The organism is Actinomycetes bacterium, from assembly GCA_035489715.1.
In the GTDB taxonomy this organism is placed as follows: Bacteria; Actinomycetota; Actinomycetes; order JACCUZ01; family JACCUZ01; genus DATHAP01.
The window spans coordinates 1-11265 of sequence record DATHAP010000230.1 but is presented as its reverse complement, the minus strand read 5'-3'; the positions used below and the strand labels follow the sequence as shown (position 1 = coordinate 11265).

Sequence of the window (11265 nt, the reverse complement as noted above, 5' to 3'; positions counted from 1 at the left end):
GGTGGCGGAGTACAACCACTTCTCGCTGATCCGGTCCCGGCTGGAGGAGCTGGGCACCGGGCCCGAGGAGGCGATGGAGCCGTTCATGCCGGCGCTGGAGGCGTTCCACGAGCGCACCGCGCCCCGGGACTGGCTGGAGGGCCTGGTCAAGGCCTACGTCGGCGACGGCATAGCGACGGACTTCTACCGGGAGATCTCGGCCTACCTGGACGACTCGACCCGCGACCTCGTGCTGCGGGTGCTCGAGGACACCGGTCACTCGGCCTTCGCGGTGGACCGGGTCCGGGCGGCGATCGAGGCCGACCCCCGGCTGGCCGGCCGGCTGGCCCTGTGGGGGCGCCGGCTGGTCGGCGAGGCGCTCAGCCAGGCGCAGCGGGTGGCCGCCGAGCGCGACGCCCTGGCCGCCCTCCTCGTCGGAGGCGTGGCGCACCGTGGCGCCGACCTGGCCGAGGTCGGGCGTATGTTCGCCCGTCTCACCGAGAACCACACCCGTCGGATGGCGTCGCTCGGGCTCTCGGCCTAGCCTTCCACCACCAGGTCGGTCACCAGGTCGGTCTTCGGGAGCCCGAGGTAGCGCAGCACGTCGTGGGCGTCGCGCTCCAGTGCGGCCAGGGCGCCCGGGCGGACCGGCTCCAGCGGCCGCAGCGCCACGACGCCGTCGGCCAGCCCCCAGGTCGCGACCGCCCGGCCGTCCACCAGCGCGAACGGCCGGAAGACCCCGTTGGTGGTCACCAGGCCCTCGTGGTCGGCCACCCAGTCGGTCCGCGACGCCCAGCCGAGCAGCAGCGGGTCGTAGGGGCCGTGCAGGCGCGGCGCCGGCAGCCCCTCGGCGGGCGGCCGGTCGGCCAGGTCCACCAGGCCGTCCGGCCGGGTGACGGTGCGGTCGGCGACGGCCGCCAGCCCGCGCCGGGCCTTGCCGAGGGTGGTGCCCGCCCAGCGGGCCAGGTCGGCCGCGTCGGCGGGGCCGTGGCCCACCAGGTATCGGTGTGCGAGGCGGGCCAGTGCCTCGTCGGGGTCCGGCTCGACCCGGTCGCCGACCCAGGTGGCTGCGGCGACGTACGCCTGTTGGGCGCCGACCATCGGCCCGCGCACGACGTGACCTGCCAGGGCCGTCGCCAACAACACGTGCACCAGCGCCTGGCCGGCGGTGGGGACGCGTGCCGCGTCGAGCCGGTCGCGCAGCTGCTGCCGGGTCTGCGGCCCCTCCTCGACCGCCGCGGCGACCACGTCGACGCCGCGGGCGGCCTGGCGGGGACCGACTCCCTCCTGCTCGAGGCGCCGGCGGTTGCTGGTGGCCAGCTGCGGGGTGGTCAGGGCGTGCAGCCACCAGTAGTCGTCGGCGCGGACGAGGTGGAGGGTGCCCCGGTTGAGCCACGACACCACGAGGGAGCCGTCGGCGAGCGCCGCGTCGAGCGCGGCGACGGTCAGCCCGGCGGTGCGGCGGCGGACGCTGAGCCGGGCGCCGCGCAGCTCCTGCGCCTGCACGGCGAGCAGGTCGGTGGTGACCTCCAGCGCGGAGGCGGCGGGCGGCCCGGTGAGGCGCTGGGCGCGCAGCCGGTCGAGGACGCGCGGCGGGACACGGGGTGGTCGCCGGCGCGGCACCCGCTACATCGCCCCGAAGCCGACCCGCCTGCTCTCGGGCTCGCCGATCTCGACGTAGGCGAGCTTGGCCGCCGGGACGACGATGCGGCGACCGCGATCGTCCTCGAGCGAGAGCACCTCGGTCTTGCCGGCCAGCGCCGCCGACACGGCGTCGGTGATGGCGTCGGTCGTCTGCGCGCTCTCGATCACCAGTTCACGGGTCGCGTGCTGGACACCGATCCTGACCTCCACCTGGACCTCCGGGTCGACTGCTGCTGACGGTGCGGTCAGGCTAGTCGGTCGCGCGGCTGCCCGCCGCGGCCGCTCGGGGCCACCGGACACGGGGCCGCTCGTCACTGCTCGAGGAGGGGGAAGCCGCCGATGCCGCGCCAGGACAGGCTGGCGAGCAGGCGCGACGCCGCGTCCCGGGGGATCGACCCGCCCTCGGCCAGCCAGTAGCGGGCCGACACCTGCGCCATGCCCACGAGGCCCACGGCGAGCAGCCGCGACTGCTCCTTGGGCAGGCCGGCATCCTCGCGGATCACCTCGCTGATCAGCTCGGCGCAGGCGAGGGTGGTGCCCTCGACGCGCTCGCGCACCTCGGACTGGTTGGTGAGGTCGGACTCGAAGACCAGGCGGAAGGCACCGCCGTCCTCGTCGACGAACCGGAAGTACGCCTCGATGGTGGCGGCGACGCGCTGCTTGTTGTCCGACGTCGAGTCGAGCGCGTCGCGGACCGCGGCCACCATCGCCTCGGCGTGCTCCTCGAGCAGCGCCAGGTAGAGGTCGAGCTTGCCCGGGAAGTGCTGGTAGAGGACCGGCTTGCTGACGCCGGCCCGGTCGGCGATGTCGTCCATCGCGGCTGCGTGGTAGCCCTGCGCGACGAAGACCTCCTGCGCGGCGCCGAGCAGCTGGCGGCGGCGCGCTGACCGGGGCAGCCGGGCGCCGCGGGCGGTCCGCTCGCCGGGGTCCGCAACGGGCACGGGGTCCTCCTCTCGTCGGTGGGGTCTAGCGGGGGTACTCGTCCTCACCGGTGTCGCCGGTGTCGACGACCCGGCCCTGCTCGGCCCGGTCGGCCGGGTCGGACTCGGCGACGGCCCCGTCGTCGCCTCCGGAATCCGTGCCCGACTCGTGCTCGGTGACCTCCGTGCGCTGCTCGAGCGCGTCCTCGACGGGCACCTCGGCGCCCGTGGGCTCGCTCTCCCTCTCGGTCATGCCCCCACCCTACGGGCGGGAACCGCTCCGGGGGCCGCAGCGCGGCGCAGGTCAATGCCCCCGCAATGGGCGCGCCGGAGCCGCCGGGCTGCGACACTGCGGACCGTGACCGTCACGCACACCGGGGACCTGGTGTCCGCGCTGCTCGGCGTGCCCGGTGTGGCGGCGGCCGCGGTCGAGCCGACGGACGCCGGGCCGGGCACGCTGCGGCTGCAGCTGCTGCCGGGTGCCGACGAGGTCGGCGTGGCCGGGGCCGTGAACCGGATCCTGCGCAGCCGCTTCGGCCTGGCGGTCGACGCCGACCGGGTCCGCGTGCTGGGTGAGGGCGACGACGTACCGCAGGAGGCCGACACCTCCACGGCCAGCGCCGAGAGCACGCAGGACATCGAGGGCCCCGAGGGCCCCAAGGGCCCCGAGGACGCCGACGCCCTGCTCGATGCCCTGCGCCGCAGCCTGGCCGACCTCGACGGCCAGGACCTCGACGGCGCGGATCTCGACGGCGCGGATCTCGACAGCCCGGATCTCGACAGCCCGGTCCGCGGCAGCCCGGCGTCGCCGGCCGGCGGGTGGCCGGCGCCGCCCACGGACCCGTCCATCGCCTGGGCGGCACCCCCCGCAGCGGCTGCCCCGCGCCCGGCCGGGACAGCGCCCGCCCCGGTGCGCGTGCCTGCGCGGGGGACGGCCAGCCAGGCCGGCGGGCGGCCGCGGCTGGTGATCGAGCGGGTCCAGCTGGTGTCGGCCGGCCTGTCCACCTCGGTCACCGTCGTCCTGGCGCACGGCGGGCGCAGCGTCCAGGGCACCGCCGAAGGCACCGCCACGACGGGCAGCCTGCACCGGTCGGTGGCGGCGGCCACGCTGCGCGCGGTCGAGTCGGTGGTCGGCGAGGGGGTGCGCTTCGACGTCGAGCACGTCGAGGTGGCGCGAACCGGCCCGGACCGCACGGCGCTGGTCGTCGTTACGATGGTCACCGAGCGGGCCACCCAGCGGCTCTCCGGCGCGTCCGTCGTGCGGGAGGACGTCCGCCAATCGGTGATCCGGGCGGTGCTGGCCGCGGTCAACCGGCGGGTCGAGCCGCACATCCCGGGGGACGCTCCGGCGTGACGGTCCGCCCGCACTGGCCGGGTCGCCTGGTCGACCTGCCGACCGGTGACCTGCACGTCCGGGAGACGTCACCGCCGGGCGAGGCGGGCCCAGACGACCGTGAGCTCGCCGTCATGGTGCACGGCCTGGGTGGGGCGGCGACCAACTGGACCGACCTGATGGGGTTGCTCGAGGATCGGCTGCACAGCATCGCGCCCGACCTGCCAGGCTTCGGCTGGTCGCCGCCGCCGCAGGACGGGGACTACTCGGTGCGGGCCCACGCACGTGCCCTCGCCGCGCTCCTCGAGTCGGTCGGTGACGGTCGCCCGGTGCACCTCCTGGGCAACTCGCTCGGCGGCACCGTTGCCATGGTCGTCGCCGCGACCCGGCCGCACCTGGTCCGCACGCTGACCCTGGTGTCCCCTGCGCTGCCCGTGCTGCGGCCGCGGCTGACCAACGTGCACCTGCCGGCGCTAGCGGTCCCCTGGGCCGGCCAGCGGCTAGCGCGCCGCCTGGGCCGCTTCCCGGTCGAGCAGCGGGTACGGGCCACGCTGGCTCTCTGCTACGCCGACCCGACGCGCGTGCCGCCGCAGCGGGTGGAGGAGGCGATGACCGAGGCGACCCGCCGGGCCGGGCTCGAGCATGACGGCGAGGCGATGCTGCTGTCGCTGCGCAGCCTGATGTCTGCGTACCTGCGGCCGGGCACCTGGCCGCTGTGGCGCCTCGCCCAGCACGTCACCGCACCGACCCTGTTCGTCTACGGCCTCAAGGACCGGCTGGTCGACCCGCGCACCGCGACCCGCGCGGCCAGGGCGGTTCCCGACAGCCGGCTCGTCGTCGTCCCGGACAGCGGCCACGTCACCCAGATGGAGCACCCCGAGCTGGTCGCCCGGGAGGTGCGTCGACTGCTCGACGCCGCGGCCCGCGTCTCGGGCGCCAGGCCGCCCGGCGGGCGATGAGCTCGAGGTACTCCCGCTCCAACGCGAAGTCGCCGTCGCCCCGGTCGCTGCGCGCCGCGAGGTTCTCCAGGGCGGCGTCGAGCTCGGCGACGCGCTCTGCGTCGTCGCCGACGCTGCGGTAGCGACGACCGTCGGGCCGTACCTGGTCTTGAAGTAGTGCGGAACGCGGCCGGCCGGTCGAAGATGTCCACCGGATGGTGTGGCGCCTCGCCGTGACGCGGTGTCCCCGTCACCGAGGAGCGACCGCACGTGCTCCTCGTCGCCCCACAGCGGGGGCGGCTGTGCCCCGGGGGGCGGTGCGGGGGCGAAGGCTCGTCGGCGCTGCGGCCGTGGTGCGGGGCGAACATCACGCCGATCGCGGAGAGCACGTGGTCGAACTCGCTGTCGGCGAAGGGCAGCGACTCGGCGTCGGCCTGCCGCCACTCGAGGTCGAGACCCTCGCCTTCGGCGGACCGCCGGCCGGCCTCGAGCAGCTCAGACGTGAGGTCGCTCGCGACCACGGTTGCTCCGGCGCTGGCGGCGGGGATCGCCGCGTTGCCGGTGCCCGCGCCGACGTCGAGCACGCGGTCGCCGCGGCCGACTCCCACGATCTCGACCAGAGCCGCCCCGATCGGCCGCACCAGGTCGGCGGCGACCGCCGGGTAGTCGTCGAGCGCTCACATGTGGCGGTGCCTCTCCTTGAGCGCGGCGTCGGCGGCTGCATCGGCGGGGCTGGTGGCGTCGGTCATCGGTCGTCCTTCCCGGGCCTTGCCGGCCTTCTTCGCGGGTCACAGCGGCGTGACGTAGGCGCCGGAGATGCCGCCGTCGACGAGGAAGGTGGAGGCGGTGACGAAGCTGGACTCGTCGCTGGCCAGGAAGAGCACCGCGTTGGCGATCTCGGTCGCGTCGGCGAAGCGGCCCATCGGGATGTGCACCATCCGCCGGGCGGCCCGCTCCGGGTCGGAGGCGAAGAGCTCGCGCAGCAACGGTGTGTCGACCGGGCCGGGGCACAGCGCGTTGACCCGGATGCCCTCGCGGGCGAACTGGACGCCGAGCTCGCGGCTCATCGCCAGCACGCCGCCCTTGGACGCCGTGTACGAGATCTGCGAGGTCGCCGCACCCATCACGGCCACGAAGGACGCGGTGTTGACGATCGAGCCGCGCCCGCGTTCCCGCATGTGCGGGATGACGGCCTTGCAGCACAGGTAGACGCTGGTCAAGTTGACCTCCTGCACACGGCGCCACGCGTCCAGGGAGGTGTCGAGGATGGAGTCGTCGTCGGGCGGGGAGATGCCGGCGTTGTTGAAGGCGACGTCCACGCCGCCGTAGGTCTCGACGGCGCGGGCCACCATCTCCTCGACCTGCCCGGCGTCGGTGACGTCGCAGTGGACGTACGTCCCACCGACCTCCTCCGCCGCGGCACCGCCCTTGTCGTCGTCCATGTCGACGACGACAACCCTGGCGCCCTCGTCGGCGAACCGGCGCGCTGTGGCGAGGCCGATGCCGCTCGCGCCGCCGGTGATGATGGCCGTGCGGTCCTGGAGCCGACCTGTCATCTGCTCAGTCCTCCGTGCTGATGAAGACGTTCTTGACGTCGGTGAAGGCGTCGAGGGCGTCCGGCCCGAGCTCGCGACCGATGCCGGACTGCTTGAAGCCGCCGAACGGGGTGGAGTAACGCACCGACGAGTGCGAGTTGACCGACAGGTTGCCGGTCTCGATGCCGCGGCTCACCCGCAGGGCACGGCCCACGTCGCGGGTCCAGATCGAGCCGGACAGCCCGTAGACCGAGTCGTTGGCCATCCGCACCGCGTCGGCCTCGTCGTCGAAGGGCATCACGGCGACCACCGGCCCGAAGACCTCCTCGCGCCACACCGGGTCCCGGTCGGACCGGGGCAGCACGACGGTCGGGGGGTACCACCAGCCGGGGCCGTCGGGCGCCGAGCCGCGGAAGGCGACGTCGACGTCGCCGCCCTCGACGAACGACGCCACCCGCTCGCGGTGCTCGGCGCTGATCAGCGGGCCCATCTCGGCGTCGTCGCGGCCGGGAGCCACCACCTTGACGCCGGCGACCGCCGGCTCGAGGAGCTCGAGGAAGCGGTCGTGGGCGCTGCGCTCGACGAGGATGCGGCTGCGGGCGCAGCAGTCCTGGCCGGCATTGTCGAAGACGCCGTACGGCGCCGAGGCCGCTGCCTTCTCCAGGTCGGCATCGGCGAAGACGACGTTGGCGCTCTTGCCGCCGAGCTCGAGGGTCACCCGCTTCACCTGCTCGGCCGCCCGGGCCATGATCCGGGTGCCCACCTCGGTGGACCCGGTGAAGCACACCTTCCGAACCAGCGGGTGCGCCACGAAGCGCTCCCCGACGACCGACCCCCTGCCCGGGAGCACGGTGAGCACGTTCTCCGGCAGCCCGGCCTCGAGCGCCAGCTCGGCGATGCGGACCGCCGTCATCGGGGTCAGCTCGGCCGGCTTGAGCACGACGGTGTTGCCGGCAGCCAGCGCCGGGGCGAAGCCCCAGCCGGCGATCGGCATCGGGAAGTTCCACGGCACGATGACCCCCACCACGCCGAGAGGCTCCTTGAAGGTGATGTCGACGCCGCCGGCCACCGGGATCTGCCGGCCGAACAGGCGCTCCGGCGCGGCGGCGTAGTAGCCCAGGACGTCACGGACGTTGCCGGCCTCCCAGCGGGCGTTGGTCACGGTGTGGCCGGAGTTGCGCACCTCGAGCTGCGCGAGCTCCTCGATCGCGCCGTCGACCGCGTCGGCGAAACGGCGCAGCAGCCGGCCCCGGTCGGCCGGTGCGACCTCGCGCCAGCGGTGGAACGCGGCGTGCGACGCCTCGATGGCGGCGTCGGTCTCCTCGGCCGAGGTGAGCGCCACCGTGGCGACCTCGTCCTCCGTCGCAGGGTCGACGACGACGTGCGTCTGCGTCATCGGGAAGCCGTCACATCCTCTCGAAGCCGCGGAACCGCTCCCAGTCGGTCACCGTCGCGTTGAAGGCGGCGAGCTCGACGTCCGCGTAGTTCGTGTAGTGGTCGACCACCGCGTCGCCGAGCGTCTCACGGGCCAGCTGTGAGCCGTGGAAGAGGTCGCGCGCCTCCTGCAGGGTGCGTGGGACGTGGGGGTGGTGCGAGGTGTAGGCGTTGCCGCCGAACGCCGGCTCGAGCTCGAGCTCCTGCTCGATGCCGCGCAGACCGCTTGCAAGCATGCCGGCCATCGCCAGGTAGGGGTTCACGTCTCCGCCGGGCAGCCGGTTCTCCAGTCGCATGCCGGCGCCGTGGCCCACCACCCGCAGCGAGCAGGTCCGGTTGTCGTAGCCCCACGCGGTCGACGTGGGAGCGAAGCTCCCCGCCTGGAACCGCTTGTAGGAGTTGACGTTGGGGGCGTACAGCAGGGTCAGCTCGCACATGGAGGCCTGGATGCCGGCGACGAACGAGCCGAAGAGCGGGGTCATGCCCGACCCCTCGTCGAACACGATGGCCCCGTCGCTGCCGCGCAGGCTCATGTGGATGTGGCACGAGTTGCCCTCGCGCTCGTCGAACTTCGCCATGTAGGTGATCGACTTGCCCTGCAGGGCGGCGATCTCCTTGGAGCCGTTCTTGTACACCGAGTGCTGGTCGGCGGTGCGCAGCACCTCGTCGTAGAGGAACGCGATCTCCTGCTGGCCCAGGTTGCACTCGCCCTTGGCGGACTCGACGACGAAACCCGCCCCGAACATCCCGTTGCGGATGGCGCGCAGCAGCGGCTCCACCTTGGTGGTGCCGAGCACCGAGTAGTCCACGTTGTAGCGCGTCGAGGGTGTGAGCCCGCGGTAGGAGCTGTCCCAGGCGTGCTCGAAGGTGTCGTCGAAGACCATGAACTCGAGCTCGCTCCCGGCCAGGGCCACGAATCCCATCTCGGCGGCCTTCTCGACCTGGTGGGTGAGCACACCGCGGGGGCTCTCGACCACCGGGGAGTGGTCCTCGTCCAGCCAGGCCAGGTCGCACAGGACCATCGCGGTGCCGGGCAGCCACGGCAGCGGCCGGAGGGTGGCCAGATCCGGCACCAGCTCCATGTCGCCGTAGCCACGCTCCCACGAGCTGATGGCGTAGCCCTCGACGGTGTTCATGTCAATGTCGACGGCGAGGAGGTAGTTGCACGCCTCCGTCCCGTGCTCGAGGACGTGGTCGACGAAGAACTGGGCGTGGAACCGCTTGCCCTGGAGGCGGCCCTGCATGTCCGGAAATGCCGTGATGACGGTGTCGAGGGAGCCGTCGGCCACCTGGGCGCGCAGCTGGTCGACCGTGAGCGCGGGACTGGTCGTGGTCATCGCGGGCCCACTCCAAGGGGTCGGGAGGCGTCGTCTCGAGCCGGACACTAGCGACTCGCCGGTGGACTCCTTGCCCGAATCGGCTGCGCGAGGCGTGCCGGGGGTGCACACTCGCGCCGACGGAAGGACTCGTGTCCGCCGGCGGGGGGTCGGACCTCGTTGCCAGGAGGGTGACCGTGGCTGTTGATCCGAGCCAGATGACCGACGACGAACGCCGCCTTGCCGAGATGGGCTACAAGCAGGAGCTCAGCCGTAACTGGTCGGGCTTCTCCAACTTCGCCATCTCGTTCTCGATCATCTCGATCCTGGCCGGCTGCTTCACGAACTTCGGAGCCGGCTGGAACAACGGCGGGCCGATCTCCATCTCCTGGACCTGGCCGCTCCTCGGCATCTTCATCCTGATCATCGGGTTCACCATGTCCGAGCTGGTGTCGGCGTACCCGACATCGGGCGGCATCTACTGGTGGGCGTCCAAGCTCGGCGGGCCCAAGGCCGGCTTCTTCACCGGCTGGCTCAACCTGATCGGTCTCGTCGCGGTGACCGCCGGTGTCTCCTACGGCTGCGCGACCTTCATCGACCTGACGCTGAGCACCTGGTCCGAGTCGTACCTGGACGGCTACTCGTTGACCCGGGTCTTCATCACGTTCCTCGTCGTGCTCGCGGTGGTCTCGGTGCTGAACATCTTCAGCGGGCACCTGATGGCGATCCTGAACAACGTCTCGGTCTGGTGGCACGTCGTCGGCGCTTCCGCGATCGTCTTGATCCTGGTGTTCGTCCCTGACCAGCACCAGTCCTTCAGCTACGTGTTCACCGAGCGGTTCAACAACTCCGGCTACTCCGAGGGCAGCACGTCTGGCATGGCGTTCTGGTTCGCGGTGGTGCCGTTCGGCTTCCTGCTGACGCAGTACACGATCACCGGTTTCGACGCCTGCGCGCACCTGTCCGAGGAGACCGAGACCGCGTCGATGGCGGCCGCCAAGGGGATCTGGCGGTCGATCTTCTACTCCGTGCTTGGCGGCTACATCCTGCTGCTCGCGGTCGTCTTCGCCGTCCCGAACAACGACGAGGGTGCGCCGGCCAACGCCGAGGTCGGCGCCGGCGGCGTCTCCTTCATCTTCAACGAGGCCTTGGGGGCGGACTGGGCCGGCCTGGTGCTGTTCATCTCGGCCTCGGCGCAGGTCTTCTGCGCGACCTCGTGCATGACCTCGGCCTCGCGGATGCTCTTCGCCTTCAGCCGGGACGGGGCAGTCCCCGGGTCGGCGCACTGGCGCGAGCTCTCCGGGCGACGGGTGCCGGCGAAGGGCGTGATGTTGATCGCGGTCATCGCTGCCCTCGTCACCGCTCCTGCGCTCCTCGAGGTCAACATCGGCACCGACGACGCACCGCTGATCATCCCGGTCGCCTTCTACGCCGTGACGTCGATCGCCGTCATCGGGCTCTACCTCTCCTTCGCCATCCCGATCTGGCTGCGCTGGCGGGCCGGCAGCTCGTTCGTGGGCGGTGCCTGGACCAACGGCGAGAAGTACCGCTGGATGAACCTCATCGCGGTCGCCGAGATCATCATCGTGTCGTTCTTCCTGATGCTGCCGTTCGTGCCGGCGGCCAACCCGCTCAACGACGAGTTCGACTGGAAGTTCGTCAACTACGCGCCGATCGTCACGCTCGGCGCGCTGCTCCTGCTCTCCATCTGGTGGAGCGCCTCGGCCAAGAACTGGTTCACCGGGCCGAAGCACACGATCGACCAGGCGGTCGTGGAGGCCTTCGACACCTGACCGGCGCGAAGCGAGGCGCCCGGCCGGGCTCAGTCCGGCCGGGCGACCTCGTCCAGCAGCCGGTCGAGGTCCGCTCCGTCCAGCTCGGCGACCGCGAGGTCGTACTTCTCCATGCCCCAGGACCAGAAGTCGAAGTCGATCGGGCTGACGACGGCCTGGATGGACGCCCACAGCGTCCAGCCGTACCTCGCCATCAACCCGAGCAGCCGGGCCCGGGCGACCTTGTGGCGCAGGTGCTCGCCGTAGTAGCTGTCGACGAGCACCTCGAGCTGCTCGAGACTGAGCAGGCTCTCGCTCCAGATGTTGCCCAGCTCGAAGCACGGGTCGTTGTTGCCGCCGTACTCGTAGTCGATGAGCCAGAGCCGGTCGCCGT

The 11265-nt window shown here is 72.5% G+C and carries 12 protein-coding genes and 1 pseudogene; 4 read left to right on the top strand and 9 right to left on the bottom strand.

Going from position 1 to position 11265, the window contains the following annotated elements; translation table 11 throughout:
- Positions 1–523: ferritin-like fold-containing protein (locus tag VK640_18120; GenBank protein ID HTE75097.1), on the top strand; the 523-nt coding region annotated here is incomplete at its 5' end.
- Here the strand turns inward: VK640_18120 and VK640_18115 are convergent.
- From VK640_18115 to VK640_18100, 4 genes are all read right to left on the bottom strand, one after another.
- Complete coding sequence (locus VK640_18115) at positions 520–1602, bottom strand: winged helix DNA-binding domain-containing protein (GenBank protein ID HTE75096.1); 1083 nt, start codon at positions 1600–1602, stop codon at positions 520–522. The genes VK640_18120 and VK640_18115 overlap by 4 nt on opposite strands.
- Positions 1603–1605: 3 nt before the next feature.
- Positions 1606–1833 (bottom strand): DUF3107 domain-containing protein, encoded by a 228-nt coding sequence (locus tag VK640_18110; GenBank protein HTE75095.1) that lies wholly within the window; start codon positions 1831–1833, stop codon positions 1606–1608.
- Positions 1834–1934: 101 nt separating this feature from the next.
- The gene (locus VK640_18105) at positions 1935–2564 is read right to left on the bottom strand and encodes a TetR/AcrR family transcriptional regulator (protein HTE75094.1); all 630 of its coding nucleotides are present in this window, start codon (positions 2562–2564) and stop codon (positions 1935–1937) included.
- Positions 2565–2589: 25 nt separating this feature from the next.
- The gene (locus VK640_18100; GenBank protein HTE75093.1) at positions 2590–2796 is read right to left on the bottom strand and encodes a hypothetical protein; all 207 of its coding nucleotides are present in this window, start codon (positions 2794–2796) and stop codon (positions 2590–2592) included.
- A 105-nt stretch (positions 2797–2901) separates the two neighbouring features.
- Here VK640_18100 and VK640_18095 point away from each other — a divergent pair, with 105 nt between their 5' ends.
- Positions 2902–3897, top strand: coding sequence for a hypothetical protein (locus VK640_18095; GenBank protein ID HTE75092.1), 996 nt, complete (start codon positions 2902–2904; stop codon positions 3895–3897).
- On the top strand, positions 3894–4835 hold the full coding sequence (locus tag VK640_18090) for an alpha/beta hydrolase (GenBank protein HTE75091.1): 942 nt from the start codon (positions 3894–3896) through the stop codon (positions 4833–4835). Before VK640_18095 ends, VK640_18090 begins: the two co-directional genes overlap by 4 nt.
- Here the strand turns inward: VK640_18090 and VK640_18085 are convergent.
- The 4 genes and pseudogenes from VK640_18085 to VK640_18070 form a co-directional block, all read right to left on the bottom strand.
- A pseudogene (locus VK640_18085) lies at positions 4822–5563 on the bottom strand (methyltransferase domain-containing protein). The gene VK640_18090 and the pseudogene VK640_18085 overlap by 14 nt on opposite strands.
- Positions 5564–5602: 39 nt before the next feature.
- Entirely contained in the window at positions 5603–6370 is a 768-nt protein-coding gene (locus VK640_18080; GenBank protein ID HTE75090.1) for a 3-oxoacyl-ACP reductase, read from the bottom strand.
- A 4-nt stretch (positions 6371–6374) separates the two neighbouring features.
- Positions 6375–7745 (bottom strand): aldehyde dehydrogenase family protein, encoded by a 1371-nt coding sequence (locus VK640_18075; GenBank protein ID HTE75089.1) that lies wholly within the window; start codon positions 7743–7745, stop codon positions 6375–6377.
- Between the two features lie 10 nt (positions 7746–7755).
- Positions 7756–9120 carry a glutamine synthetase family protein gene (locus tag VK640_18070; protein ID HTE75088.1) on the bottom strand — a complete coding sequence of 455 codons (1365 nt, stop codon included), beginning with the start codon at positions 9118–9120 and terminating at the stop codon, positions 7756–7758.
- A 197-nt stretch (positions 9121–9317) separates the two neighbouring features.
- Between VK640_18070 and VK640_18065 the strand changes: the two genes are divergently transcribed.
- Positions 9318–10892 (top strand): amino acid permease, encoded by a 1575-nt coding sequence (locus VK640_18065; GenBank protein HTE75087.1) that lies wholly within the window; start codon positions 9318–9320, stop codon positions 10890–10892.
- Positions 10893–10921: 29 nt separating this feature from the next.
- Here VK640_18065 and VK640_18060 read toward each other — a convergent pair.
- Positions 10922–11265 (bottom strand): LPS biosynthesis choline kinase (locus VK640_18060; protein ID HTE75086.1); only part of this gene is annotated, 344 nt, incomplete at its 5' end.